Origin of the sequence: Yersinia sp. KBS0713 (assembly GCF_005937895.2) — a bacterium.
GTDB classification, from domain to species: Bacteria; Pseudomonadota; Gammaproteobacteria; order Enterobacterales; family Enterobacteriaceae; genus Yersinia; species Yersinia bercovieri.
Map to the genome: position 1 here is coordinate 1,178,207 of NZ_CP042173.1, position 27,000 is coordinate 1,205,206.

Genomic DNA, 27,000 nt, shown 5'->3' on the forward strand with positions numbered 1-27,000 from the left:
GAACCGCTAGCCGTCAGTGGCAAACGCGTTGTCTTTTTTGATTTAGATGGCACTTTGCATCAGCAGGATATGTTTGGCAGCTTTTTACGTTTTTTGTTGCGCCACCTGCCACTGAATCTGTTGTTGGTGATCCCGCTACTGCCGGTGATTGGACTGGGATTATTGGTTGGAGGGCGCTGCGCCCGCTGGCCGATGAGTCTGTTACTGTGGGCGACGACCTTTGGGCGGCGGGAAGCGAAGCTGAAAGATTTGGAGTTGCGCTTCGTGCAGGCGTTTCGGCAGAAAGTTACCGCGTTTCCGGTGGTAGTGATGCGGTTGCGCGAATATCTGGAGAGCAGTGACGCCGAAGTTTGGCTGATCACCGGTTCGCCACAGCGACTGGTCGAGCAGGTTTACCATGACTCAACATTTATTCACCGCTTACGGCTGGTGGGGAGCCGCATGGCACGGCGCAATGGCGGCTGGGTGCTGCCTCTGCGCTGTTTGGGGCCAGAGAAAGTGGTGCAGTTGGAGCAACGGTTGGGGTCACCGCTGAAACTCTACAGTGGATATAGCGACAGTAAGCAGGATAACCCGCTGCTGCACTTCTGTGAGCATCGTTGGCGGGTCAGTAAGACCGGCGAATTGCAGCAACTAGAGTAAAAGTTGTTGCTGCTATTCGCCACGTTAATGGGTTACCCCTTAGTGAGTGACGTCATTGTCATGGTGGCCAAGCCGCCAGATCCGCTCAGCATGTCTGCCCAGCAGCCATAGGCTGATGCCCAACAGCAGGAATAGCACCGTTTTTGGCATTGCATCCCAGAATAGCTCAAAGAAGCGGGTATACAGGTTGATGGCGAGGAATGTCAGGCCAAAGCCGCGTAACATCGCATCATCCCGTTTTAGCCCTAGCCAGATGGCCATTCCAGCCGCCATGGCAAACAATAAGCTCCAATGTAACAGCTCTATCTGGCGAGTCTGATACCAATGGTCAATATCGCCGTAATTGCCAAAAATAGACAGTATCCATAAGGCGATAAACAGGTAAAGCAGCCCCATCGCCTGTGAAACCCGATCTAGTCGACGCCGCGCCAGCTGCGGTTGCAACGCCAGCGCAGCGGCGCACAGCACCAGGCCAAAGGCGATAAAGCGCATCGGATAATTCATTCCTAGCCAATAAGCGCCCCAACCTGATGCATAGCCGGTCTCCGCCCCAAAGGCATTCCCTAGCGAGAGTAACGCGAATAGCCACACCAGCGGCGAGCGGCCAAACCAACCGACCACGCCATAGATAAGGGTGCCGAGCAGCAATAAGCCAGAGAATCGCCCACTGCCATTATCCAGCCAGAGGCCCAGTTGGCTGATAGCGGCGGCGGTCATCAGGACGCCGAGGAACAGTATCGCCTCATTGCTGTAGATTTTGCTGGCATCTTGTCGGCGGCGGCGAAAGCCCCAAATATAAAGCAGGGTTGCCAAAACCCCTGTCACGGCGACCCGCACCGGGGGATCGAAGCGGAAAAACTGACTAATCCAATTGAGCAGGAGTGTGTCAGCCATTAAGCTGCCAATGGAGATAACCAGTGACGCCAGTGCTGCGAGAAAGGCATAACCTGCCAACCTGCGCCAGTCAAAAGGTTGAATATCGATGTGGTTTAATAAGCGCTGATGTTCTTCCTCGGCGATCACCCCTTCATTGACCCATCCATTGAGCGTTTTGCGCACAATCGTGGCATTTTTCTTGCTGAGCTTCATTTATCTGGCTTCCATTATCAGAGAACACTCATATCGGCAGGTACGTTTTCTATCCAGCCGAAACAGTAACCGATCATGATATTCTGAGCTACTTTATATGCAGCTAGTGAAGCTGTTGCCGGGATAACGGGTGTAGAGGTTATGGTTAGCTGTGTATAATGCACGCCGCAAAAGTAGCTGAGAGGTTAATGTGTCTGCTGATAATAATTTATCTTCTGAATGTGTGTCGACCGCTGAGTACAGTGATGAGTACTGGATGCAGCGCGCCTTGATGCTGGCCCTGCGCGCGCAGGAAGAGGGTGAAGTCCCAGTGGGCGCGGTGTTGGTGCTGGATAATCAGGTGATTGGCGAAGGCTGGAACCGCTCTATTTGCGATAGTGATCCCACGGCGCACGCCGAGGTCATGGCGCTACGGCAAGGTGGGCAAGTGGTGCAGAATTATCGTCTGCTGGACGCCACCCTCTATGTGACGCTGGAGCCATGTGTGATGTGTGCTGGTGCTATGGTACACAGCCGGATTCGCCGTTTGGTGTATGGGGCGAATGATCTGAAAACTGGTGCCGCCGGATCACTGCTGGATATTTTACGCCACCCAGGGATGAATCATCAGGTGGAGATCAGCGCGGGTGTGCTGGCAGAGGCCTGTTCCCAGCAGTTAAGCGCGTTTTTTCGTCAGCGCCGCGCGCAGCAGAAAGCATTGAGAGTCGCGCTGCGGGCCTCGGTGGACAAAAATTAACCCGCGCGCGATAACCTGAGATGAAAAATGAGTGTTAGTTACTGATTGACCAGCCGGGGGCGACGACCGGATAGGCTCTCCCCAATTCAGCCTCGATAGCCGCGTGTTGGGCAGCTTTTTTCTCTTTTTCCTGCAAATACCCCACCAAACTCACCTGATAACGGCGAATATTCTCGACGTAGTTATAGGCTTCGTGACCACGGGCGTAGCCATAGGTGGTGCTCGGGTAGTAGCGTTTTTGGCTCAACATGGGGAGCCGCATTTTGACATCAACCCAGCTGTCTGGGTTGCCATTCTGGTTTTTGGTCAGCCGCCGTGCATCCAGCATATGACCATAACCCATATTGTATGCCGCCAGTGCGAACCAGATCCGCTCATCCTCGGGGATGGTTTCCGGCACTTTTTGCATCAGCCGCTGCAAATAGATGGAGCCGCCTCTAATGCTCTCCTCGGGGTCTACGCGGTCTTTGACCCCCAAACCATCTGCGGTGGCGCGGGTTAGCATCATCAAACCCCGCACGCCAGTTGGCGAGGTGGCTTGCGGGTTCCAATGAGACTCCTGATAAGCAATCGCCGCCAGCAATTTCCAATCGATATCACCTGCATGTTTTTCAAACAGTGGCCGGAAAGTGGGCAGCACATTGTCGATGGCGGAGAGGAAAGTTTTGGTATCGACATAATCAAAGCTACCGACATGGCCGAGATATTTCTCCTCCAGCCGCGCCAAACTGCCGTCTTCCACCATCTGGCTGTAGAAGTCGAGCATCGCGGCATAGAGGCTGTCATCACTACCTTTGCGGAAATACCAGGTCACCGGCTCTTCATCTGTGACATCAAAGGCGACCGCCAATTGCGGGTGAATGCGTTGCAGCAGAGCAATGGTGATGGAGTCACCCAGGGTATAGTCGAGTTTGCCATCAGCAACTTGCTCCAGTAGCTCTTTCCCTGTGCGGTCAATGGATGATCCCCAGTTAAGATCCGGATATTTGCTCTGCTTAAGCTGTTTTAGTGTGGTCATATGAGCTGAACCGGAGGCAACAATCAGCTGCCCTTTCAGATCACCGAAGGATTTTGGTCGTGATGTGCCAAGTCGGTAGACCAACTGCTGCGAGACCGAATAGTAGGCAGGGCCAGAGCGCGCCCGATTAAGACGTTCGCGGTTATAGATAAGCCCGGCGGCCAGCATATCTGCATCATCGCTATCTAAAGCATCAAACAGATCGTCAATATTATGATGTGGGGTCATGACCAGCTTGACCCCCAGATAATCGGCAAAACGTTTTGCCAGCTCATAGTCGAGGCCGGAAGGGCCATCTTTTCCGGGGGTGTAGTTCAGTGGTGAACTAATAGTGCTAACTCGCAGCTCACCACGGGCTTTTATGCGATCGAGTTGCCCCTCCTGACCATTGCGCCAGGGAATATTGGGCCACAGTGCGAGGGCCAAAAGTATGGCAATTACACCGATAACAAAGTAATTTAATTTTATGCGCGTCAAATAGTTATCTCTCGGCAGCGCTCTTTATATGTGTGTCGTGAAGCGAGAATCGACATGGTTAAATCCCCAGTGGAGTGGCATTTTGCGCAACAAATCGTCAGTGTGCAACTTTATTGCGTGCTTATTTATCCGGTATTCAGCCAATAACCCTAATCGCAGTTTCTGACGCAATTATGAATAATAGCTACGCAAACGGTTTCGTCGGCGGCTTAGATTCACTATAATGGCGCGCGTTTTCCCCTGTTTTGCGCCAATGAGTGCTGCGCCCAATGAAGTGCTGTTCCAGTCGCTTCGAAGAGAGAGAAACTTAGATTATGGAAATACTGCGTGGTTCGCCCGCTTTGTCGGCTTTTCGTGTTACCAAACTGTTGTCCCGTTGCCAGGATGCTCACCTGCCGGTGAGTGATATCTACGCCGAATATGTTCACTTTGCCGATGTTAGCGCACCACTGAGTGCCGATGAACACGCCAGACTCCAACGGCTGCTTAAGTATGGGCCATCTCTCCCTGAGCACGCGCCAGAAGGGCGTCTACTACTGGTTACCCCACGGCCGGGAACCATCTCTCCGTGGTCTTCCAAAGCCACTGATATTGCGCACAACTGTGCATTGCCACAAGTGCTGCGGCTGGAACGTGGTTTGGCCTTCTATATTCAAGTTCAAGGCCCGAGTCTGAATGAAAGCCAGTGGCAACAACTGTCGGCGCTGCTGCATGATCGCATGATGGAAACGGTATTTTCCGATTTGCAGCAAGCAGAACAGCTGTTCTCCCATCATCAGCCAGCCCCGGTACAACGGGTGGATATTCTGGCGCAGGGCCGCAGTGCACTGGAGCAGGCCAATACCAAATTGGGTCTGGCACTGGCAGCGGATGAAATTGATTATCTGCTGGCCGCCTTTACCGGGCTTGGGCGCAACCCGACGGATATTGAGCTGTATATGTTTGCGCAGGCAAACTCTGAGCACTGCCGCCATAAGATCTTTAACGCGGATTGGATAATCGACGGGGTTGCTCAGCCTAAGACCCTGTTCAAAATGATCAAAAATACCTTTGAACACACGCCGGATTACGTGTTGTCTGCTTATAAAGACAATGCCGCGGTGATGGAAGGTTCTCAGGTTGGGCGCTTCTTTGCCGCGCCAGAGAGTGGTGTTTATGGCTACCATCAGGAAGAGGCGCATATTCTGATGAAAGTTGAGACCCATAACCATCCAACGGCCATTTCACCCTGGCCGGGGGCGGCGACCGGCTCAGGCGGTGAGATCCGTGATGAAGGTGCCACCGGACGTGGCGCGAAACCGAAAGCAGGTTTGGTGGGCTTCTCAGTCTCTAACTTGCGTATTCCCGGTTTCGAGCAGCCGTGGGAAGAGAATTTCGGCAAGCCGGCGCGGATAGTCACCGCGCTGGATATCATGACCGAAGGCCCATTGGGCGGTGCCGCATTCAATAATGAATTTGGTCGTCCAGCGCTGCTGGGCTACTTCCGCACCTATGAAGAGCGGGTTAACAGCCATAACGGCACTGAGTTACGTGGCTACCATAAGCCCATTATGTTGGCGGGTGGGATCGGCAATATCCGTGCCGATCATGTGCAAAAAGGCGAGATCACCGTCGGCGCTAAGCTGGTGGTACTCGGCGGCCCGGCAATGAATATTGGCCTGGGGGGCGGCGCGGCTTCATCCATGGCCTCTGGTCAGTCAGATGCGGATCTGGATTTTGCCTCGGTACAACGGGATAACCCAGAGATGGAGCGCCGCTGTCAGGAAGTGATCGACCGCTGCTGGCAGTTAGGTGACCACAACCCGATTCTGTTTATCCATGACGTCGGCGCGGGCGGCTTGTCCAACGCTATGCCGGAGCTGGTCAGCGATGGCGGTCGTGGTGGTCGTTTTGAGCTGCGCGATATCCTGAACGACGAGCCGGGCATGAGCCCGCTGGAAGTGTGGTGTAACGAATCTCAGGAGCGCTATGTCATGGCGATCGCCCCGGCGCAGATGGCGCAGTTTGATGAGATCTGCCGTCGTGAGCGCGCCCCTTATGCGGTGATTGGTGAGGCTACGGAAGAGTTACATCTCACCCTCAATGATCGCCATTTCGATAACCAACCGATCGATATGCCGCTGGATGTGCTGCTGGGTAAAACGCCGAAAATGCTGCGCGACGTGAAGAGCCTGCAGGCCGAAGGTGAGGCGCTGGAGCGCGCTGATATCACGATTATTGATGCGGTAAAACGGGTGCTGCATCTGCCCGCGGTAGCTGAGAAAACCTTCCTGATTACCATTGGCGACCGCACCGTGACCGGGATGGTGACCCGTGATCAGATGGTGGGGCCATGGCAGATCCCGGTGGCCGATTGTGCCGTCACCAGCGCCAGCCTTGATAGCTACTATGGCGAGGCGATGTCGCTGGGCGAACGTGCGCCAGTGGCGCTGCTCGATTTCGCCGCCTCTGCCCGTCTGGCGGTCGGTGAAGCGCTGACCAATATCGCGGCGACCCAAATTGGCGAACTCAAGCGCATTAAGCTGTCAGCCAACTGGATGTCAGCCGCCGGTCATCCCGGTGAAGATGCCGGTTTGTATGATGCGGTGCGCGCTGTCGGCGAAGAGCTGTGTCCGGCGCTGGAAATTACTATTCCAGTGGGCAAAGACTCGATGTCGATGAAAACGCGCTGGCAGGAGGGGGAGGAGCTGCGGGAAATGACCTCACCGCTGTCACTGGTGATTACGGCCTTCGCCCGTATTGAAGATGTGCGCCACACCGTGACGCCACAACTGCGCACTGATAAAGGTGATAACGCGCTGCTGCTGATTGATTTAGGCGCGGGCCACAATGCACTGGGTGCCACTGCTCTGACTCAGGTTTACCGCCAGTTAGGGGATAAACCGGCGGACGTGCGTGATGTGCAACAGTTGGCGGGATTCTTTAACGCCATGCAGCGCCTGGTGGCGGATCAACTGTTACTGGCCTACCACGATCGTTCTGACGGCGGTCTGTTGGTGACACTGGCTGAAATGGCCTTTGCTGGTCACTGTGGCATTGATGTCGATATTCACTCACAGGGTAATGATTCACTGGCCTCATTGTTCAATGAAGAGTTGGGGGCGGTGATTCAGGTAGGTGCTGAGCAGCGTGAGGCGGTAGAAAAAGTGTTGGCCGAGCACGGTTTGGCAAATTGCGTTCACTATCTGGGCCGTGCGGTTGAGGGGGATACTTTCGCTATTCGCCGTGGCACTGAGCTGGTCTACAGTGAAAAACGTAGCACCTTGCGCTTGTGGTGGGCAGAAACCACCTGGCAAATGCAGCGCCTGCGGGATAACCCGGATTGCGCGGATCAAGAGCATCATGCGAAGCAGGATGAGCGCGATCCTGGCTTGAATGTGAAACTGACCTTCGATCCGGCTGAAGATATCGCCGCACCTTACATCATCAAGCAAGCACGGCCAAAAGTGGCGGTGCTCCGTGAGCAGGGGGTTAACTCCCATGTTGAAATGGCGGCCGCCTTCCACCGCGCCGGTTTTGATGCTGTCGATGTGCATATGAGTGATCTGTTGGCGGGGCGCATTGATCTGCGCGCCTTCCAGACCTTAGTGGCCTGTGGCGGCTTCTCTTACGGCGATGTCTTGGGCGCAGGTGAGGGTTGGGCGAAATCGATCCTGTTCAATGATCGTGTGCGCGATGAGTTCGAGGCCTTCTTCCACCGCCCTGAAACTTTGGCGTTGGGGGTGTGTAATGGTTGCCAGATGATGTCTAATCTGCGCGAATTGATCCCCGGTGCTGAGCACTGGCCACGCTTTGTCCGCAACCTGTCAGATCGCTTTGAGGCGCGCTTTAGTCTGGTTGAGGTGGCGAGTAGCCCATCACTGTTTATGCAGGATATGGCCGGTTCACGGATGCCAATTGCCGTGTCACACGGTGAAGGTCAGGTTGAAGTGCGCGATGCTGCGCATCTGGCGGCATTGCAGCAAAACAACCTGGTGGCATTGCGCTTTGTGGACAATTACGGCGCAGTAACTGAACAATATCCGGCGAACCCGAATGGTTCAGCGCAGGGTATCACGGCGGTGACCAGTGCCAGTGGTCGTGCAACCGTTATGATGCCGCACCCTGAACGTGTCTTCCGTACTGTCAGCAACTCATGGCATCCAGAAGAGTGGGGCGAGGATAGCCCATGGATGCGGATGTTCCGCAATGCGCGTAAGCAATTAGGCTAATCAATCCGGCTCAGGGGAGTGATCCCCTGAGTTTTATCACTCCAGCGTAATATCGTAATTTCTGCTCACCGTCACTTTATTATTATCAACTAACTCGATAATAACCTTATAGTTTCCTGCAAGAGTGCTGGTCTTCTTTAGTGACACATGGCGTTGATTATTATTAACAAAGCCTGATGTTTCTATGATGTCAAAATTATCTTTATCATTAAGAACAACATTATAATACAGTAACCCACTGCTTTTTAAGGTGAATGTTATTTCCGCCTCTCTGCCTGCGATATTTTGCACAAGGTGAAAGTCCTCAATGGAAAATTCGGGGAAGCTATCATCGTCATGATGTTCGATAGCGGATACCCGTGTAGGTACTGGCTTAGCGGCTATCGCGCTTGAGTTGTGGTTTAGCGCTGCGGTGTAGTAGGGGCTAAATAGGGTGGTGAGTAATATTAATCCCGTGGTTATATTGGCAGGCTTCATTTTGCCTCCTTATATTCGGATTAAGGTTAAGCGGCATCCTTGGTCAACTGAGTAGAGTGCTCCTGTTTTTGGTGGCCACTTCTGGGTCAGAACAGAATAGTGAATTATTTGCCTTGGTAATGAAATCGCATAATTTATAACGCAGTGGTGGTTTTCGCGTAGGCGGGGCGCGAGTGACTCAGCAGCGGGCTGACTCAATAATCCGATTAATATATTAAAAATTAATTTTTATCTTATTGAATAATAACTATTTTAATTTAACTGTCGGTAAATCGCGACAATCAGCTAAATCACTGTCTCAAATAAGAGACATTTAACATTATGATTTATATACAGTTTATTTAATTTGCCTTTAGGTGTCGTGATTAAGCGACAAAGAATTTATCATTGATTAATTATTGAGCTTTTGTGGTTTTTATTATTTTAATTAAAAAATAATTTTTCATTATAAATCAATTGATTAATATTTATTTTTAAAAGTTGGCACGCAAGCTGCATTATCCTATTCAGTTGCTCATTCACCTCTTTATGATAGTCCCGCTGTTAAGCGGAATATGCGCTTCATAAGCCACCGAATGATGCCTAAGACTGGTGCCTATCGTCCACCTAAACCGATATTGTGTGAATGCACATTATCAAACATCGGACGACACGTTGAGTGAGGCACCGCCTATGTCCTGCTGTGATGAACCATTCATCAATTTTGGACATGTCTGGATGCTATTCGTCTCATTCTCCCGATGATTGCTACGGCTTCATCACACTGGAGACGATATGTAAGGGCATCCAAATATTCTTGCGACGGGGCAGCTATTGCCCCGTTGTCTCATTGCCAGTTAGTCATTTCATCACTGTATAACAGGCAGGTCTGATAATGATTCTGACGGTTATGAGTAAAAAAAATTAAATTTAAAGCACTTAGCTTCTGGCGAGTGCTTTTTTTTTATCCCGCATAGGGCGGTCGCGGTATTTATTTGGATTGCAGCCATTGTAATCCCGACAGAGTCAGCTAGCATCACAACAGGATGATAGGTAATGAGATGATTTCGTTGAAAAGATGGCGTTTATTCCCCCGTTCTTTACGTCAATTGGTGCTCATGGCATTTCTGTTGGTGCTGCTGCCGCTATTGGTGCTCGCATATCAGGCGTATCAGAGTCTGGATCACTTAAGTACTCAGGCGGCTGATATCAACCGCACCACGCTGGCAGATGCCCGGCGCAGTGAGGCGATGACCAGTGTGGCGCTCGAAATGGAGCGCAGCTATCGCCAATATTGTGTGTTAGATGATGCCACGCTGGCCAAGCTCTATCAGCATCAGCGTAAACAGTACGCGCAAATGCTTGATACTCACGCCCCTATTCTGCCTGATGCTCGCTATTACCAAACCCTGAGTGGGCTTCTGAACCAACTTTCTGATATTCAATGTAAAAATAGCGGCCCGGCACAGAACGCTTCTGCGCTATTAGAGCAATTTTCCCGCTCAAATGCCGAAATGGTACAGGCCACCCGCGATGTGATTTTCTCGCGCGGTCAACAGCTGCAAAAAGATATCGCCGAACGTGGCCAATTCTTTGGCTGGCAATCACTGTTGCTGTTTTTGGTTAGCGTGCTATTAGTAGTGTTATTCACCCGGATGATAATTGGGCCGGTTAAAGGCATTGAGCGAATGATAAATCGCCTGGGAGAGGGACGACCGCTGGGTAATACCGCCCTGTTTAAGGGGCCTCGGGAGTTACGGTCACTGGCACAGCGCATTATTTGGCTCAGCGAACGTTTAGCCTGGTTGGAGTCACAGCGCCATGAATTTTTGCGCCACATCTCCCATGAGTTGAAAACGCCATTAGCCAGTATGCGCGAAGGGACTGAATTGCTGGCTGATGAGGTGGCCGGGCCATTAACCCAGGATCAGAAAGAGGTGGTCGCTATCCTTGATAATAGCAGCCGCCACTTGCAGCTGTTGATAGAGCAACTGCTGGACTATAACCGCAAACTGGCGGATGGCCCCGGTGAACTCGAAAATGTTGAACTGGCTGACATGGTTGAAGATGTGATTTCCGCCCACAGTTTACCGGCGCGTGCCAAGATGATCCGCACCGAGCAGGATTTGCAGGCGGACATTTGTTGGGCAGATCCAACGCTATTAATGCGGGTATTAGATAATCTCTACTCCAATGCGGTGCACTATGGCGAGGAATCCGGTACCATTTGGATTCGCAGTCGTCAGGTGAATAACCGCGTACAAATTGATATCGCCAATACCGGGGCGCCAATCCCGAATTCAGAAGAAACAATGATATTTGAGCCTTTTTTCCAGGGAAGCCATCAGCGAAAAGGGGCCGTCAAAGGCAGCGGATTGGGGCTGAGTATTGCTCAGGACTGCATCAGACGTATGCAGGGCGACCTGCAATTGGTGGCCGTGGATTATGCCGCCGTCTGTTTCCGTGTTGAATTGCCATTAACCGCCGAGAATGAATGAATAATGTACAAATGGTCTATAAGCAGTATCACTAAAAAGACCGCCTTGTTATCAGGTTCCACCTCAACTGCGGCCACTATGCCTGCGGGCAACTCTGGTATGGGTATTTTTTGGCGAGCTATATTGCTGGCCCCACTGTTACTCACCGGGTGTACAGATAATTCTGCTAGCAGCCGTTTTTCACAAGCGGTTCAGATGGTGATACCGGAAACGAAAATCGTTGATTATCGTACGTTACCCTGTGATGTGCTGTGGGATATTGATGATAAAGAGACGCTGGAAAACTCGCTGTACTGGTTACGAGCAATGGATTGTGCTGAGCGCCTTGGTTCTACTCAGGCGCGGGCGTTAGCCAAAGCACTGCCAGTGATCACTTGGTCTGCCGCCTTTAAGCAGGGCATTCTGATTAGCAGTGCCGAGCCGTCGATAGCCGAGCGGCGTCAGGTGGTTGAGCGCCTAAACAGCTATAGCCCAACCTTGCCAGCCGCTGTGCGCCCATTGATTCAATTGTGGCGCGAGCAGCAGGTGCTGCGCATCTCTTTGGCTGAGGAGCGCACTCGCTATCAGCGCTTACAAGATGAATCAGATGCTCAGATAGATCGTCTGCGGGAGAGCCAGGTCCGGTTGCAATATAACTTGCTGGATACCACCCGCAAGTTGGAAAATCTGACCGACATTGAGCGGCAGCTCTCATCGCGTAAGCAGTTACAAAATGAAATTCCAGAAACTGACGCGGAGAGCAAACCCGCGGCAGCAGCGGCCAAACCCGCAGAAGTGAAACCTCAACCCAAAGTGGAGCCTGCCAAACCGGCAGCAGCTAAGCCGATTGAAGCTAAGCCGATTGAAACCAAGCCAGCAGAGGCCAAACCGGCAGCCGCTAAGCCAGTTGAAACCAAGCCAGTAGAAGCTAAACCGGCAGAAGCTAAGCCGATTGAAGCCAAACCAGCAGAGGCCAAACCAGCAGAGGCCAAACCAGCAGAAACCAAGCCAGTGACACCCCAAACTGACACTCAATCGGTCGCGCCAGCAATAGAAAAACCGGCTGATACCCCGCCAGTGGTGCCGCCAACTGACCTCCCCCCTGCGACTAATAAGGAATCTCATGACGCCACGCAAACCGGCCAATCTACTGCTGGTTGATGACGATCCCAGCTTACTCAAACTACTGGGGATGCGTTTAACCAGCGAAGGATTTAATGTCACCACCGCTGAAAGCGGCCAGGAAGCATTACGCCTGTTAATGCGCGAGAAGATTGATTTGGTTATCAGTGATTTGCGGATGGATGAGATGGATGGCATGGCGCTGTTTGTCGAAATCCAAAAGCATCAACCCGGTATGCCAGTGATTATCCTGACTGCCCACGGCTCGATTCCTGATGCTGTTGCCGCCACTCAGCAAGGGGTGTTTAGCTTCCTAACCAAACCGGTTGATCGTGATGCTTTATATAAAGCGATCGATGCGGCTTTAGAGCTTTCTATGCCTGCCGGTGATGATAGCTGGCGCGAAGAGATTGTCACCCGCAGTCCGGTGATGTTGCGCTTGCTGGAACAAGCCAAAATGGTGGCGCAATCAGATGTCAGCGTGCTGATTAACGGGCAGAGCGGCACTGGTAAAGAGGTATTGGCGCAAGCTATCCATGCTGCCAGTCCACGGGCGAAAAAAGCCTTTATCGCCATCAACTGCGGTGCACTACCCGAGCAGTTACTTGAATCAGAACTCTTTGGTCATGCCAAAGGCGCATTTACCGGCGCTGTCAGTAGCCGCGAAGGGCTATTTCAGGCCGCAGAAGGCGGTACGCTGTTCCTCGACGAAATCGGCGATATGCCGTTGTCTTTGCAGGTAAAATTGCTGCGGGTGTTGCAGGAGCGCAAAGTGCGCCCACTGGGCAGTAACCGCGACTTAAGCATTGATGTCCGGGTGATTTCAGCCACCCACCGTGACTTGCCTAAAGCGATGGCGAAAAATGAATTCCGCGAAGATCTCTACTATCGTTTGAATGTGGTGAATCTGAAGATCCCCGCGTTACATGAGCGTTCAGAAGATATTCCGCTGTTGGCAAACCATCTGTTACGTGAGTCAGCTAAGCGCCATAAACCCTTTGTCCGCAGCTTCTCAACTGATGCTATGAAACGGCTTATGACCGCCAGTTGGCCGGGTAATGTGCGCCAACTGGTCAACGTTATCGAACAGTGTGTGGCATTAACTTCGGCTCCGGTTATCAGTGAAGCGCTGGTTGAACAGGCGCTAGAGGGGGAGAACACCGCATTACCGACTTTTGTTGAGGCGCGTAATCAATTCGAATTGAATTATTTGCGTAAGCTGCTACAAATCACCAAAGGAAATGTGACCCAAGCCGCCAGAATGGCGGGGCGCAACCGTACCGAGTTTTACAAATTGTTGTCACGTCACGAGTTGGATGCCAACGATTTCAAAGAATAACTGTTGTTAATCAATGACAACGCTGATAACCGAGTTTAAATACAAATGAGCAGATCACTTTCCGTTGCGTTAGCCCAGCTGAATTGGCTGGTTGGCGATATCGAAGGCAACACTGAACGTATGTTGCAAACCTTAAATGAGCAGCAGAAGGCGGGGGCCAGTCTGGTCATGTTCTCCGAGCTGGCTTTGTCCGGTTATCCGCCAGAAGATCTGCTGTATCGCGATGATTTTTATCAACGCTGTGAAGCACAGTTGGATCGTCTACAAGCCGCAACGCAGCATATCGCGGTGCTGGTAGGCCACCCGTGGCGCGAAGCGGGTAACCTGTATAACGCATTATCGCTGTTTTCTGAGGGTAAATTGCTGGCGCGCTATTTTAAACAGCAATTGCCGAACTACGGCGTATTCGACGAAAAACGTTACTTTTCAGCCGGTCATGACAGTTGTGTCGTTGAGTTGAAGGGCTACCGTCTGGGCTTGCTTATTTGTGAAGATTTATGGTTCGACGGCCCGGTCGATGCCGCGAAAGCCGCCGGTGCCGAAGTGCTGTTGTCGATCAATGCCTCCCCTTATAACCGCGAAAAACCCTATATCCGTAAAACCTTGATGGCGGCACATTGCCAGCGCACCGGCTTGCCATTGGTCTATCTCAATCAGATTGGCGGGCAGGATGAGCTGATTTTTGATGGCTGCTCCAAAGTCTTCGATGCAGCGGGCAACCTGACCCATCGTCTGGCGGCATTTGCCGAGCAAACCACCTTGTTGCAGCTCAACGAGTGTGAAGTGGTGCCGATGATGGCACCTGCCGCTGAACTGCCACCACTGGCGCAGGTCTATGAGGCTCTGGTATTAGCGGTGCGCGATTACGTCACTAAAAATGGTTTTAATGGCGCGGTACTGGGCTTATCCGGCGGGATTGACTCCGCGCTGACACTGGCGATTGCCGTCGATGCGCTGGGTAAAGATAAGGTTCAGGCATTGATGATGCCGTTCCGATACACCGCAGATATCAGTATTGCCGATGCCAAAGAAGAAGCTGAGATTCTGGGCATCGAATTTGATGTGCTCTCCATCGAGCCAATGTTTGATGCTTTTATGGGGCAACTGGCCCCGATGTTTGCCGGTACTGCGCGCGATACCACGGAAGAGAACCTCCAGGCGCGTTGTCGTGGTGTGGTGCTGATGGCGCTGTCCAACAAGCGCCGCAGCATTGTATTAACCACGGGTAACAAAAGCGAAATGGCCGTGGGCTATGCCACTTTGTACGGTGATATGGCGGGCGGTTTTGATGTGCTGAAAGATGTGCCAAAAACCCTGGTCTTCAAATTATCGGCATACCGTAATACCGTCTCCTACGTGATCCCGCAGCGGGTTATCACGCGCCCACCCTCTGCGGAGCTGGCTCCTGATCAGAAAGATGAAGATAGCCTGCCGCCTTATGATATTTTGGATGCCATCCTCGAAGGCTATGTCGAGCAAGATAAGTCGGTGGCTGATTTGGTCGCAGACGGCTTTGATGAAACTATCGTGCGTAAGGTCATCCGCCTGGTAGATATCAATGAATACAAACGGCGTCAGTCAGCTGTCGGGCCGCGCATCACTGCCCGCAATTTTGGTAAAGATAGACGCTATCCGATTACATCAGGCTTTGGCCGCAAGAATTGGTAACAACAGGGATTCACCATGAAAAAAATTGACGCGATTATTAAGCCATTCAAACTGGATGATGTCCGTGAGGCGCTGGCTGAGGTTGGCATCACCGGGATGACAGTGACAGAAGTAAAAGGTTTTGGCCGCCAGAAAGGGCATACCGAACTGTACCGTGGCGCTGAGTATATGGTGGATTTCCTGCCAAAAGTAAAAATCGAAATTGTGGTTGCTGACGATATCGTCGATACCTGCGTCGAAGCGATTATGCAGACAGCTCAGACCGGTAAAATCGGTGATGGCAAAATTTTCGTGTTTGATGTCTCCCGCGTGGTGCGCATTCGTACCGGTGAGCAGGACGAAGAGGCGATTTAATTTGCCGCCCTCTGGCAATTAGAGAGCCGGCAACAGATAGCACGCAAGAAAAAGCCCGTTTCGTTTATAACGAACGGGCTTTTTGGCTTCTACACTCTATTTATCAAGCTAGGACAAGTATCAAGCTAGGACAAGTATCAAGCTAAGACAATTATCAAGCTGGAACAAACAGCCCCAACCAATAAAACAGATTCAGCACCACCCCGGCGATAATCACCGCCACCACAGGGGCGGCAATTTTCATCACTGGGCGGCCAATGGCTTCGTTGAGGAAATAGAGCGCCGTGGTAATGGTAAAACCGGTGTATCCGGCCATCTTGATCGAGGCAAAAATAGCCCCGATTAACAGCGCGTATTCCATCAGCAAGTTCATGGCATTACGGATATTATCCGAGGCATTGCGCACTGAAGGGAAGCGGCCCAACCACTTGCCGATTGACCGCAACATCAGCACTTCCAGCGATATCACTACCGCCCCGATGATTCCTGCCAGCAATGGATTCGGCACCAGATAGCCGACCACAAACACAAAGGTGAAACCGGCAACGGCATAGACCCCGGTTGCCAGTGCGGTGGTAGCAATCAGCGGCACAAAGCCCAGACCGCGCATAAACTCAGCCAGTGACGCCTGATGGATCAGCGCTAGCGACTCTTCCGGTGTGATGCCGGGGGCGTAGGCTTTCGCCAGCGTATAAATTGACACTTCGCTGCCGCCGAAGATCTTCATGCTCGCCACCGCAGAGATTAACCCGCCGACAATCGCCAGCATCGGGAGATTTTTAATAATGCGCTGGGTTCGCTCTTCGAAAACCGAGTGTCCACCCCCCCCCAGGTGGGTTTTTGCCCGCAAGTCTTGCGCAATGGCGATGCCAATCAGCAGTATCATGCCGACGAAAATTTCAATGGATTCAGGGAATAGCCCGGTAAAGCGGGTAATCAATAGGCGGGTCAGCAGCACAATAAAGGCGGAGACAATCGCCGTTTTCCAACCAAATTGATAGAAAATAGCCACCAGTGGGAACAGGGCAAAGGCGGAAATGACAGGGCTACTCAGCTCCCCCAGCGAACCGATAAAGTTCACCGGCAGTGAGGTTAGCGCGGTGTTCACCGCCGGCAGGCTAGTGAGAGCCAAAATCCCCCAAGCGGCACCTAGCGCGAAAGCCAGATAGCTATTGATCGCCAAGACACCAATGATGTCGGTTGGCAGGAACAGTAACCAGGAGTTAAGCAAACCGGTTGAGAGTGTAAACGAGATGCCGACGGAGGCGATAAAACCGACACTCAGACCGAAAGCGATACTGCCTGCTTCACGGCGGCTCATGTTTCCCTCAACCAATTGCGGCAGAATAGGGCGGATACCGTCATGGAACACGGCAACAGATCGGTGAGAAAGTAATGCGGTCATCCCTGTCAGCAGGGCAACCACAATAATATGAATATAATCCACGGTGGCCCCTTAGCGCAGTTGGGTAATCAGCAATGGGATGGCATGTTCAATATGTTCGACGGATAGGCCAAACGCCACTTTACCTTCCGCCACCACTTTCTCTATCTGCTCAGCTTTGGCTTTGATGCCGGGCTTGGCGATGGTGGCGCTTTTGTTATAGCCAATAATCGCAATCGCCATGGATAGTGCGGCACCAGCCCCGGTGTTGCAGGCACCAATGTAGTAATCCAACTGGCCCTCTTTTACCTTGACGGCCGCATCCATATCCGAAAGGATAAATGTCTCAAACGTATTCGGTGCCGTCTGCTCAATCATTTCGCGAATTAATTCTCGTTGCAGCCCGGCAATGCCAATCTTCTTCATAATCACTCTCCTTGCGTGGCGAAAAATTTATTAGGATTGTGGCGCAACATCATCTCCACCTGAGCTTGGGAGATCCCTGCGGCCAGTAACATGGGAATAAACGAATCCACTAAATAGCTAAACCCGCTGCCACCATTGATTGTTAAATGTGAGCGGCGGGTAATATCCATCGACAGCATCACCCTATCCAACAAGCCGTGTTGCGCCAGCGTGACGAGCATGGCGACCCTGCGCTCATCGGGGAAATAGCTGTTTTTGCCAATGGTATCGAACTGGACATACACGCCCATATCGATCATTTGTAAAATCAGATCCGGCTGCTCTTTCAGGTCGCAATGGCCGATAACCACCCGATCCAGCGGCACACCATGCTGCTTAAGCAGGGCTATCTGTTGCAGGCCCATGGTGCTGAAACTGGTATGGGTCGAGATGGCGAGGCCGGTAGCATGGTGGGTCAGCGCGGCGGCATGGAAGACTTTTGCTTCATCGGCGGTGATAACCCCTTCACTGGTGCCTATTTCGGCAATCACACCCGCTTTCAGTTCAGTGCCGTCAATACCCGTTTCTATCTCATCAATCATGGTCTGCGCCAATTGCTGCGCCGTGCTTTCGCGAACCATCGGAGGGTAGAAACTGTCGGTATAGTAACCAGTTGAGGCGATGACATTGATGCCACTGTCACGCATCAGATTCAATAGGAATTGGGGATTGCGGCCCATGTAGCGGTTGGTGACTTCGACAATATTCGCCACCCCTTTAGCCACTAATTCGCGCATTTCGTCACAGATTGGCTGATATTGATCCAGCCGACAGTCCAGATTATTTTTAAATCCAGACAAATCAATGTGGAGGTGTTCGTGCGCGTAGGTGTATCCATCAGGATTAATCATCGGCAGGCTCCAAAGCAGGTAAATATAGGGGCAAAATCTCACCCGATATTGACGGCCATTGATCGCTGGGCGATTAATTTCATTAGCGCAACTTATGATGGCGGCAACTAATATATCGGCAGATTAATCAATCAGTACAGTAATAATATTACTTATCCGTCATATTATTCGATAAAGCGCTAACAAGAACATATTACATAAGCTAACGCATTAGATCGTGGTCTCTTTAGCTCAACTGATTGCCGCGACTATCATAGCAGCCAAGCAGGCGGGGTTCTCCGCGCTGAATGCCATCAATCAATACCACGTCACTGCGGGTCGCAAATATTTGAGTGCGGAAACTCATGATAACCGGGCTGCCTATCGGGAACTCCCCCGCCAAGCCCAGACAGTAATCGATACTGCTCTCATCAATGGGTAATAGGGAGCTTTGGCTGAATTGATTGTCATGGTGAATCAATGCGTTTTGCAAATGGCCACGACGATAATAGCCACCACCATAGAAATAACTGTTGCCAGAAAAATGGTGGGAAATCTCGGACAGATAGAGCATCGATATCTGTTCCGGTTGGTCACCCTGTTGATTGGCGGGGATGGTTCCGGTGAGGGCATGGCCGGGTTCCGCGTGTGTCACCCCCCATTGGGCTAATTGTGGCAGGGTAGTACAACTGGTAGCTGAAGGGGCATTCACCTGTTCAACGTCGACCCCCTCGGCTAGCAGGATATCCCGAGCCGCCAGCAACGTGCGCATATTGGCGGTGGGTAAGGTCTGGTGTGATGGGGGGTCATACAGCATACAGGGGAAGTGAGTTATCCCGACCAATCGCACCGCCGGTAATTTACGGATAGCGGTAATCACTGCCGGTAGATCTGTTAATTCAAAGCCCGCCTCTTGCCCGGCATACAGCAGATCGCCAGCCTGACAAACTTTCAGCAGCAGCGGCTGGGTAGTGTGCTGCTGGTGTGCCGCCTGTGAGATCTCCTGCGCTTTCTCCAGTGAGAAGATGGTAATCACTTCCGGCTGCCTGCGCACTACTTCTGCCACCATCCCCGAGGGGGGCTGTACTAAGTGACCAATATGCGCGACAGGGATCTGGTGGTGATAGAGCAGCCGGGCCTCTTTGAAATCAACCGCGACCATACCTTGATAGCCAGCGCCCTCATAACGGCAAGCCAACAGGCGGCGGCAGAGTTCAGGGTTGCGCCCAAACTGCTTGCTCATCAGATACAGTTTTATCTGATAATGATGGGCGGTTTTCAGCAGTAAACGGGCATTAGTTTCCGTTTGTTCAACATCGATAACATAACTATCTGGAGTGATTTTTCCCTGGTGCCAGAACGAAATAGCCGCATCAACTAATTTAGTGTTTTGTTTTAATAGGGTTTTTAAAAACATTTTATGTCCTAAGCGCCCGAGGCATTATTATTATCTGTTAAATAATTTTTATTTTGAATATTTATAAAAAAAAGACCCTGATGTTGTATATTTGATAACACTATCTACAAAGCAAAACTAGCGCAGTGGTGGCAAGTCACTAGAAAGGTATAGACCGTAAAGGTTCGCGAGTAAATATCCAATTTCATTTTCAGCGGGTTTTAGTGAAAAATAGGCCAATAAATCCTGATTGATCTCGCGAATATAGTGGATATGCTCACTTTGGACAATTTCAGCCAGTATCGCCGGGTCCAGGGCTGGGATCTCCTCACCACGGCGAGTGCGCATTAATGCATTCGCCATATGAGTGATGGCCATAACCCCATGATCGGCATGAACTGGCAACTGCCAAAAGTTCTCTAACCGATTGATAACCTGGTCTAAACCCTGACCGATGTCGGTGTCGATAACCCCAGCCTGACACAAAATATTAAGACGTGAATTAATACAGATTTCCAAAGAGTTAGCCTCCTGAAAACAATAGCTTAGCCTGCAATTAAGCTAAAATAATTAATAGCGGGGTTCTATCTCGCCCTTTTGAACCGCGCGCTGGTGATTTAGTAGCAATGTTTCATTGATCCCTTTCTCCAGCAGTAATTTGATTGGGTGATTATCTGGCCGGATCAAGATGACCGCTTGCGAGGCTTGAATATAGCGCTCATCGCCTTGTAGTTTGATCGCTTGCAAATGGTCATGGGGAACATCATCAGCCAGATTCCAAATAGCAGCATCAATATCACCACGATTAATATGCACGATACAGTCGCTATAAGGTAATTCAACCAACTCGATAGCTTGCCCGGCAAATTTAATTTCAGTCAGTAAGCATTGATCGGGGGAGCGCGGGTCTAATCCAACCCGGCGAATATTGTGCTGTTCACCGCGGCGGCAAATAAGCTGGTGGCCATCGACGTAAGAACCATTGCCCAGATTTAATGCCATCGCCACTCGCCCTTGAGCCAGATAACTTTTTGCAGCCAGATGCGATACCACCGCCATATCGTAAATACCATCTATCAAACATTCGATACGCACTTCGGCACCACGCATATGGGCGAAATAGAGTGGGAGTAAGGTAAATTGTTCCCTTAAGCCACTGGCCAGACCTTCATAAAGTTTAGTATAGGGTAGCGGCATCGCACACACCATATTACCCAGATCTGCTTGTTGCAGTAACAGTGCCATATTCAGATCAACTAATAAGGTGCCATTGCGGCCACGACGTTCAACGATGATAGCTCCATCAGCCTCCAGCACTTTTAATGCGTGCTGCACCACACCAACGGATATGCCGAAATCTTCTGATAATTCATCGATGGTTTTAAGTCGATTACCGGGGCGCTCACCAATTAAATAGCGCGCCATAGATACCAATGCTAACCCTTCTTTTTTTATGAATTTTTTACTCATGGTAGGTTAATTCAGCCTTATTATACTCAGCATGCCCTTTATTCTTGAAGTTGCATATGCGCACTGGTTCCCTACCTGCAACTCTAATCATGTTGGGTATAAATTATGTTACCGAGTAATAAACAGTGAGGGGATAATTTTAGCCACATTAATAACTTCAGTTATATGAATTTTGAGAAATTCATCTGAATGCCTCATGGTGGCAATATTAAGTTAGGATATATGAGATCTAAATCACGTTCTACCAAATTTAAGCACAATAATCAGGCTGAATTTTTAGCGCGGAAATGTGTGAGAGGCCGAATGACCTCCCACGAAAAATTAAATAAAATTCAATAATTAAATAACTTTATGCGGCCCGAAACACTCATAATGAATTCGTTCGGATGCTACCCCCTGTGCCAATAATTGACGTCCGACAAATTGCATAAATGCCAGTGGGCCACAGCAGTAATAGTGTCTATTGGCATCGGCGGTCAACCAGTGATGTGAGCTGAGATCCATCAACCCCTTGCTATGGTACTCCTCACCCTGATTATCTTGCGCGGTGGGTTCGCGATACCACAGGTGACAGCTAAGATTCGGCATGTTGGCGGCAATCGCGGTGACTTCATCGGCGAATGCATGAACACGACCATTTTCAGCTGCATGTAACCAATGCACCGATGCGCCATGTTGTTGATCGTGCAGGGTATTGAGCATACTTAGCATGGGTGTTTGACCCACACCGGCGGAAATCAGTGCCACTGGGGTCTCCGCTGAGATATCCAGAAAGAAATCACCGCGAGGAGGTGCGATGCGCACACTGTCGCCTTCGTTTAGCTGTTGGTGCAGATAGTTAGACACCGTACCTAACTCTTCACGTTTCACCGCAATGCGATAGGTCTTACCATTGGGCGCGGCGCTCAGTGAGTATTGGCGGATCTCCTGATACTCGAGCCGCTCATCTTCAATATAGATACCCAGATACTGACCCGGTTTGAAATCCAGCACCCGACCACCATCTTCCGGTGCTAATACAAAGCTGCAAATCACCTCACTCTGCCGCTCTTTTTTAATGATACGGAAGCGGCGCAAGCTTCTCCAACCGCCAGTGCTGGTTTCACCCTGTTGATAAATATCACTTTCTCGCTGAATAAACAGATCGGCTAATACTCCATAAGCTCTACCCCAGGCGTCTAACACCTCCTTACCGGGCGAGAACATCTCATCTAGCGTGTTAATTAAGTGATGACCGACGATGGCATAATGCTCAGGCTGAATATTCAGGCTGGTATGTTTCTGGGCAATGCGCTCAACGGCGGGCAGCAGGGCCGCCAGATTGTCGATATTCGCCGCATAAGCGCAAAGGGCGTTGAACAGCGCTTCCCGCTGATCACCATTTTTCTGATTACTCATGTTGAATATGTGCTTTAACTCAGGGTTGTGCTCGAACATGCGATCGTAGAAATGCGCGGTTAGTTTGGGGCCAGTGGCGGCAAGTAATGGAATGGTGGATTGAACGGTGGCGATGGTTTGGCGGTCCAGCATGGTGACTCCTTGGTCATTTTTATCCCTTGGCATTCGCTGCTAAAGCTCAAATGTCATTGGGTATTTATCGTGTGTAATTTAATACATGTATTTTAAATGCATCTTATAGATTGCCCCCTAATTTGTAAATGCACTTTGCTGTTATAGGGGATTACCGTGGCAACCCAGCTCACAGAATGTGAATAAACCACATGATGAATATGAGGAGATTTCCCTTGCCCTGGATGAACACTGAACAGGTCAAAGCCTTACGCAGCATGGAGCCAATCGTTTGCGTAAAAACCTCTGTCAAGACCTATCATAACGAGGGGGAAACAGTTTACACTGTGTGCCAGAACCCAAAAGGGTGACCTTCCAGGTATAATTTGTTAGCTAAGTCAGGAGAGCCGGATGTTAAAGCGTGAAATGAACATTGCCGATTATGATGCAGATCTATGGCGTGCAATGGAGCAGGAAGTGGTGCGCCAGGAAGAGCACATCGAACTGATTGCCTCTGAGAACTACACCAGCCCGCGAGTTATGCAGGCGCAAGGTTCTCAGTTGACGAACAAATATGCTGAAGGCTACCCGGGCAAGCGTTACTACGGTGGCTGTGAGTATGTCGATGTTGTTGAGCAACTGGCTATCGACCGTGCTAAAGAGCTGTTTGGTGCTGATTACGCCAACGTTCAACCGCACTCCGGTTCACAGGCGAACGTTGCTGTTTACTCTGCATTGCTGCAACCGGGCGACACCGTACTGGGGATGAATCTGGCGCACGGCGGCCACTTAACCCACGGATCACCGGTAAACTTCTCCGGCAAACTGTACAATATCGTGCCATACGGTATCGACGAATCAGGCCAGATTGATTATGACGATCTGGCGCGTCAGGCAGAAAAACATAAACCAAAAATGATCATCGGCGGCTTCTCGGCTTATTCCGGTATTGTTGATTGGGCAAAAATGCGTGAAATCGCTGACAGCATTGATGCATGGCTGTTTGTGGATATGGCTCACGTAGCGGGTCTGGTTGCTGCGGGCGTGTACCCGAACCCAGTTCCTCATGCACATATCGTGACCACCACCACGCACAAAACACTGGCTGGCCCACGTGGCGGCTTGATTTTGGCGAAAGGCGGTGATGAAGATCTGTACAAAAAACTGAACTCATCTGTTTTCCCTGGCAACCAGGGCGGCCCATTGATGCACGTTATCGCCGGTAAAGCGGTCGCGCTGAAAGAGGCGATGGAACCTGAGTTCAAAATTTACCAGCAGCAAGTGGCTAAAAATGCCAAAGCAATGGTGTCGGTGTTCCTGGAGCGCGGCTACAAAGTGGTTTCTGGCGGCACTGAAAACCACCTGTTCTTGCTGGATCTGGTGGATAAAAATATCACCGGTAAAGATGCAGATGCTGCTTTAGGCCGCGCCAATATTACTGTTAACAAAAATAGCGTGCCTAATGATCCGAAAAGTCCGTTTGTGACTTCCGGTGTGCGAATCGGTAGCCCAGCGATTACCCGCCGTGGCTTCAAAGAGGCGGAATCTCGCGAACTGGCAGGCTGGATGTGTGATGTGTTGGACAACATCAACGATGAAGCGACCATTGAGCGCGTGAAGCAAAAAGTCCTGGATATCTGCGCCCGTTTACCGGTTTACGCATAATATCGTCGGATCTGCTTTAGCCGAATAAAAACCCGCGAATCGCGGGTTTTTTTATGTCTGACAGGTAGATAACCGAGGCGATTATAGAGTGCGGTGGCTACCGCATTACTTGTGAGTTTTTTGTAAATCTTGCTACTTAAATGTGAACTTAATCTCAAACTCCATGTTTACACAAAGACAAAGTTGCTAGCGGACGGGGCCTCTGTCACAGTGTCGACTGACCTCGGAGGGATTCATGGTATTGCAATCAACACGTTGGCTGTCGCTCAGCTACTTCACTTATTTCTTCTCATATGGCATTTTTCTGCCTTTTTGGGGCATCTGGTTACAAGGGGAAGGGATTCCCCCTGAAACCATCGGCATTTTGCTGGGGGCTGGCTTAATTGCCCGTTTTCTCGGCAGCCTACTCATTGCCCCAAGTGTTAAAGATCCATCCCATCTGGTGACCGCCATTCGTATTTTAGCCCTGCTGACACTGGTTTTTGTGGTGGGCTTTTGCTTTGGAAATGGTTGGGCGTGGTTGATGGTGGTTATCGCCGGTTTTAACCTGTTTTTTGGCCCATTGGTGCCACTGACTGATGCGCTAGCGGGCACCTGGCAGAAACAGATCACCATGGATTACGGTAAAGTTAGGCTATGGGGATCACTGGCTTTTGTTATCGGCTCGGCGCTGACCGGCAAATTAGTCTCTGTTTGGGGCCATCCCGCTATTCTCTACAGCCTGATTTTTGGTGTTTCAGCCATGCTGCTGGGCGCACTGCTGAAACCCAATGTGATGCCGCAGGGTGAGGTTAAGCATCGCAATGTGACCGCCACCAGTTGGAAGGTGTTGCTCTCTGATTCGCAAGTGTGGCGCTTTTTACTCTGTGTCACCTTATTGCAAGGTGCACACGCCGGTTACTACAGTTTCAGCTCCATATACTGGAAAGATGCGGGTTATTCTGCCGCGACCATTGGCTATTTATGGTCGTTAGGGGTGGTGGCTGAGATTCTGGTGTTCGCGTTCAGCAATGTGCTATTTCGCCGCTGGACAGCCCGTGGTTTGCTGCTGCTTTCTGCCATCACCGGGATTATTCGCTGGAGTCTAATGGCCTCCACCACGGAGTTGCCGTGGCTCATTTTGATTCAAATCCTGCACTGTGGCTCGTTCACCGTCTGCCATTTGGCGGCGATGCGATTTATTGCTGCACGGCGCGGGCCGGATGTGATTCGTTTACAGTCGGTCTACTCTGCGCTAGCGATGGGTGGGGGGATTGCGGTGATGACGGTGATATCCGGTTTCCTGTTTGAACATTATCAGGGCGGCGTGTTCTGGGTGATGGCATTGATTGTGATTCCGGCGCTGTTTATTCGCCCTCGGGTTATCGCGAATCAGGAAGATCAAACCGGTTAAGGCAACTCCAATACATTGCGTAACTGGCGGTTTTGTTTGGCACTCAGCGGCAATAGTACCTGAATTAGTGGCGGCGTTGATTCAGATTGCCGCACCGCATAGGGTGTGAGCACTACCGCTATACCTGTGGGGGCACCAGATTGCAGATAAATGTCATGGGGCAAATATTTAATATGTAGTGGCAGCAGGGTCAACTCGCGGATTTGCTGCTCCAACTGCTCTTCCAGTTCTGGGTTATTCCGCGTCAGCAGTAAAATCTGTTTCTCCTGCAAAGCATTATCCTGCATCAGGCAGGCGCCAAAACTAATGGCAATCAGGCCAACTTCATCGGCAGAAAATTGAATCTGATACTCCTGCTCGAAGGGGACTAGCGCTTGTTGGGTAGTGCGCAGCAGCAGGGGATATTTACGGATGACCTCTTCCAGTAGTGTGTTATCAATGCCGATATTGAAATAGCAGCGCTCAATAGCGGGGGCGAGATGGGCAAAAAGCTGGGTTATCAATGTTTCACTACTGCTCAGGGTCATGGCGGAAATTTGCTGAAAATCTATCACTAACTGGTAAATGGCATTGATCAGGCGAGTATCTTCCGCTGATTGAGTGCTGTGATAACTGTGCGCCTTAATCATCGTCAACATCAGGATCAATATATCCCGCTCAATCCTATCCAGCGGAGTGCCCGGTAGCGGATGACCTAACAGTGGATTAAATGAGTCAAATAAGCTGTCAGCCGCAGCCAGTGCCGGTTTGCATTTTAACCACTGCTGTTGGGTGAGCGAGAGTTCTGGCGGCGCTTGCTGCTGACTCTCCCAAGCACAATAGGCCAAATAGAGCTGTAAAAACTGACGATCTTTATCATTGAGCTGCCGGTTAAGGTGAGGCTCACATTGGCTCACGATCTGTGGCAAATGCTGCGATAGCACCGGGGCATCCCAGGACAATGCTTCATACAGGCTGGGGATAAACTGATTCTCAACGAAATGCGGGCAATAGCGCAATCCACGCCGCAACCAATGAATCAGGCAAAGCCTTTTATCAAGGCGGCGGCCATAAATCAGGAAGCTATCATCGCTATTGGCACTGAGCTGCAAATGGTAGAAACGCTGGATTTCATTTGCAACCTCAGCTATATCTTGCCGTGTAGTGGGTAGCCCGACGCCATTCAGTTGGCTGATAGTATCCAAGTTTACCCTGTGTGCGGGCATAAACATCATCAACACCATGTGGCAGCGTCGTTGTTGGCCAGATAGTGATTGCTCGGATAGCTGAGGCTCAGCGGAAGTGTCTACACACATATAA

General features: G+C 50.8%; 21 protein-coding genes. 10 read left to right on the top strand and 11 right to left on the bottom strand.

The features are described from left to right. The first annotated feature begins 54 nt into the window (after positions 1-54). On the top strand, positions 55-642 hold the full coding sequence (gene yfhb / locus FFE93_RS05540) for a phosphatidylglycerophosphatase C (RefSeq protein ID WP_233420378.1): 588 nt from the start codon (positions 55-57) through the stop codon (positions 640-642). A gap of 39 nt (positions 643-681) precedes the next feature. On the opposite strand, the gene FFE93_RS05545 is transcribed toward yfhb, so the two are convergent. After that, positions 682-1,731: a hypothetical protein gene (locus FFE93_RS05545; RefSeq protein ID WP_005274263.1), complete on the bottom strand. Its 1,050-nt coding sequence runs from the start codon at positions 1,729-1,731 to the stop codon at positions 682-684. 190 nt (positions 1,732-1,921) lie between these two features. On the opposite strand from FFE93_RS05545, the gene tadA reads away from it, so the two are divergent. After that, entirely contained in the window at positions 1,922-2,467 is a 546-nt protein-coding gene (gene tadA / locus FFE93_RS05550; RefSeq protein ID WP_099460497.1) for a tRNA adenosine(34) deaminase TadA, read from the top strand. A gap of 34 nt (positions 2,468-2,501) precedes the next feature. On the opposite strand, the gene mltF is transcribed toward tadA, so the two are convergent. Further along, on the bottom strand, positions 2,502-3,962 hold the full coding sequence (gene mltF / locus FFE93_RS05555; protein ID WP_099460498.1) for a membrane-bound lytic murein transglycosylase MltF: 1,461 nt from the start codon (positions 3,960-3,962) through the stop codon (positions 2,502-2,504). Between the two features lie 314 nt (positions 3,963-4,276). On the opposite strand from mltF, the gene purL reads away from it, so the two are divergent. Beyond that, a complete protein-coding gene (gene purL, locus FFE93_RS05560) occupies positions 4,277-8,173 on the top strand; it encodes a phosphoribosylformylglycinamidine synthase (protein WP_138774891.1) in 3,897 nt (1,298 codons plus the stop codon). A gap of 36 nt (positions 8,174-8,209) precedes the next feature. On the opposite strand, the gene FFE93_RS05565 is transcribed toward purL, so the two are convergent. Then, on the bottom strand, positions 8,210-8,650 hold the full coding sequence (locus tag FFE93_RS05565) for a hypothetical protein (protein WP_005274280.1): 441 nt from the start codon (positions 8,648-8,650) through the stop codon (positions 8,210-8,212). A gap of 1,040 nt (positions 8,651-9,690) precedes the next feature. Here FFE93_RS05565 and FFE93_RS05570 point away from each other — a divergent pair. The 5 genes from FFE93_RS05570 to glnB all read left to right on the top strand — a co-directional run bounded on the left by FFE93_RS05570 (position 9,691) and on the right by glnB (position 15,589). Further along, complete coding sequence (locus tag FFE93_RS05570) at positions 9,691-11,127, top strand: sensor histidine kinase (RefSeq protein ID WP_032897891.1); 1,437 nt, start codon at positions 9,691-9,693, stop codon at positions 11,125-11,127. 78 nt (positions 11,128-11,205) lie between these two features. Further along, positions 11,206-12,267, top strand: coding sequence for a two-component system QseEF-associated lipoprotein QseG (gene qseG / locus FFE93_RS05575; protein WP_138775206.1), 1,062 nt, complete (start codon positions 11,206-11,208; stop codon positions 12,265-12,267). Next, positions 12,230-13,567 carry a two-component system response regulator GlrR gene (glrR, locus tag FFE93_RS05580; RefSeq protein ID WP_032897894.1) on the top strand — a complete coding sequence of 446 codons (1,338 nt, stop codon included), beginning with the start codon at positions 12,230-12,232 and terminating at the stop codon, positions 13,565-13,567. Before qseG ends, glrR begins: the two co-directional genes overlap by 38 nt. A 45-nt stretch (positions 13,568-13,612) precedes the next feature. Next, a complete protein-coding gene (locus FFE93_RS05585; RefSeq protein ID WP_005274290.1) occupies positions 13,613-15,235 on the top strand; it encodes an NAD+ synthase in 1,623 nt (540 codons plus the stop codon). Between the two features lie 15 nt (positions 15,236-15,250). After that, the gene (glnB, locus tag FFE93_RS05590; RefSeq protein ID WP_002231018.1) at positions 15,251-15,589 is read left to right on the top strand and encodes a nitrogen regulatory protein P-II; all 339 of its coding nucleotides are present in this window, start codon (positions 15,251-15,253) and stop codon (positions 15,587-15,589) included. Between the two features lie 154 nt (positions 15,590-15,743). Here the strand turns inward: glnB and FFE93_RS05595 are convergent, their stop codons facing one another. The 7 genes from FFE93_RS05595 to hmpA all read right to left on the bottom strand — a co-directional run bounded on the left by FFE93_RS05595 (position 15,744) and on the right by hmpA (position 22,664). Continuing rightward, the gene (locus tag FFE93_RS05595; protein ID WP_050413689.1) at positions 15,744-16,994 is read right to left on the bottom strand and encodes a YhfT family protein; all 1,251 of its coding nucleotides are present in this window, start codon (positions 16,992-16,994) and stop codon (positions 15,744-15,746) included. Between the two features lie 51 nt (positions 16,995-17,045). Beyond that, positions 17,046-17,399: a DUF2620 domain-containing protein gene (locus tag FFE93_RS05600; protein WP_005274293.1), complete on the bottom strand. Its 354-nt coding sequence runs from the start codon at positions 17,397-17,399 to the stop codon at positions 17,046-17,048. Positions 17,400-17,401: 2 nt separating this feature from the next. Continuing rightward, positions 17,402-18,289 carry a phosphotriesterase-related protein gene (locus FFE93_RS05605; protein WP_005274295.1) on the bottom strand — a complete coding sequence of 296 codons (888 nt, stop codon included), beginning with the start codon at positions 18,287-18,289 and terminating at the stop codon, positions 17,402-17,404. A gap of 226 nt (positions 18,290-18,515) precedes the next feature. Then, a complete protein-coding gene (locus FFE93_RS05610; protein ID WP_005274297.1) occupies positions 18,516-19,685 on the bottom strand; it encodes a YhfX family PLP-dependent enzyme in 1,170 nt (389 codons plus the stop codon). 117 nt (positions 19,686-19,802) lie between these two features. Continuing rightward, positions 19,803-20,183: a PRD domain-containing protein gene (locus FFE93_RS05615; RefSeq protein WP_099460501.1), complete on the bottom strand. Its 381-nt coding sequence runs from the start codon at positions 20,181-20,183 to the stop codon at positions 19,803-19,805. Between the two features lie 51 nt (positions 20,184-20,234). Next, on the bottom strand, positions 20,235-21,134 hold the full coding sequence (gene yhfZ, locus FFE93_RS05620) for a GntR family transcriptional regulator YhfZ (protein ID WP_138774892.1): 900 nt from the start codon (positions 21,132-21,134) through the stop codon (positions 20,235-20,237). A 339-nt stretch (positions 21,135-21,473) separates the two neighbouring features. Further along, positions 21,474-22,664, bottom strand: a complete 1,191-nt coding sequence (hmpA, locus tag FFE93_RS05625) for an NO-inducible flavohemoprotein (protein WP_138774893.1) — start codon at positions 22,662-22,664, stop codon at positions 21,474-21,476. 390 nt (positions 22,665-23,054) lie between these two features. On the opposite strand from hmpA, the gene glyA reads away from it, so the two are divergent. Both glyA and FFE93_RS05635 read left to right on the top strand, forming a co-directional pair. Next, complete coding sequence (gene glyA, locus FFE93_RS05630; RefSeq protein ID WP_005274314.1) at positions 23,055-24,308, top strand: serine hydroxymethyltransferase; 1,254 nt, start codon at positions 23,055-23,057, stop codon at positions 24,306-24,308. 235 nt (positions 24,309-24,543) lie between these two features. After that, positions 24,544-25,701 carry a 3-phenylpropionate MFS transporter gene (locus FFE93_RS05635; protein ID WP_049600624.1) on the top strand — a complete coding sequence of 386 codons (1,158 nt, stop codon included), beginning with the start codon at positions 24,544-24,546 and terminating at the stop codon, positions 25,699-25,701. Here FFE93_RS05635 and csiE read toward each other — a convergent pair. Then, complete coding sequence (gene csiE, locus FFE93_RS05640) at positions 25,698-26,996, bottom strand: stationary phase inducible protein CsiE (protein ID WP_057647254.1); 1,299 nt, start codon at positions 26,994-26,996, stop codon at positions 25,698-25,700. The genes FFE93_RS05635 and csiE overlap by 4 nt on opposite strands. Positions 26,997-27,000 lie beyond the last annotated feature (4 nt).

What these genes read in the sequence shown, in the direction of transcription:
- FFE93_RS05635 (WP_049600624.1), top strand. Translation starts at nt 24,544, where the DNA reads ATGGTATTGCAATCAACACGTTGGCTGTCGCTCAGCTACTTCACTTAT.
- FFE93_RS05610 (WP_005274297.1), bottom strand. Translation starts at nt 19,685, where the DNA reads ATGTTTTTAAAAACCCTATTAAAACAAAACACTAAATTAGTTGATGCG.
- FFE93_RS05585 (WP_005274290.1), top strand. Translation starts at nt 13,613, where the DNA reads ATGAGCAGATCACTTTCCGTTGCGTTAGCCCAGCTGAATTGGCTGGTT.
- glrR (WP_032897894.1), top strand. Translation starts at nt 12,230, where the DNA reads ATGACGCCACGCAAACCGGCCAATCTACTGCTGGTTGATGACGATCCC.
- FFE93_RS05600 (WP_005274293.1), bottom strand. Translation starts at nt 17,399, where the DNA reads ATGAAGAAGATTGGCATTGCCGGGCTGCAACGAGAATTAATTCGCGAA.
- FFE93_RS05605 (WP_005274295.1), bottom strand. Translation starts at nt 18,289, where the DNA reads ATGATTAATCCTGATGGATACACCTACGCGCACGAACACCTCCACATT.
- FFE93_RS05545 (WP_005274263.1), bottom strand. Translation starts at nt 1,731, where the DNA reads ATGAAGCTCAGCAAGAAAAATGCCACGATTGTGCGCAAAACGCTCAAT.
- glnB (WP_002231018.1), top strand. Translation starts at nt 15,251, where the DNA reads ATGAAAAAAATTGACGCGATTATTAAGCCATTCAAACTGGATGATGTC.
- hmpA (WP_138774893.1), bottom strand. Translation starts at nt 22,664, where the DNA reads ATGCTGGACCGCCAAACCATCGCCACCGTTCAATCCACCATTCCATTA.
- FFE93_RS05570 (WP_032897891.1), top strand. Translation starts at nt 9,691, where the DNA reads ATGATTTCGTTGAAAAGATGGCGTTTATTCCCCCGTTCTTTACGTCAA.
- FFE93_RS05565 (WP_005274280.1), bottom strand. Translation starts at nt 8,650, where the DNA reads ATGAAGCCTGCCAATATAACCACGGGATTAATATTACTCACCACCCTA.
- yhfZ (WP_138774892.1), bottom strand. Translation starts at nt 21,134, where the DNA reads ATGAGTAAAAAATTCATAAAAAAAGAAGGGTTAGCATTGGTATCTATG.
- purL (WP_138774891.1), top strand. Translation starts at nt 4,277, where the DNA reads ATGGAAATACTGCGTGGTTCGCCCGCTTTGTCGGCTTTTCGTGTTACC.
- qseG (WP_138775206.1), top strand. Translation starts at nt 11,206, where the DNA reads ATGCCTGCGGGCAACTCTGGTATGGGTATTTTTTGGCGAGCTATATTG.
- csiE (WP_057647254.1), bottom strand. Translation starts at nt 26,996, where the DNA reads ATGTGTGTAGACACTTCCGCTGAGCCTCAGCTATCCGAGCAATCACTA.
- glyA (WP_005274314.1), top strand. Translation starts at nt 23,055, where the DNA reads ATGTTAAAGCGTGAAATGAACATTGCCGATTATGATGCAGATCTATGG.
- FFE93_RS05595 (WP_050413689.1), bottom strand. Translation starts at nt 16,994, where the DNA reads ATGACCGCATTACTTTCTCACCGATCTGTTGCCGTGTTCCATGACGGT.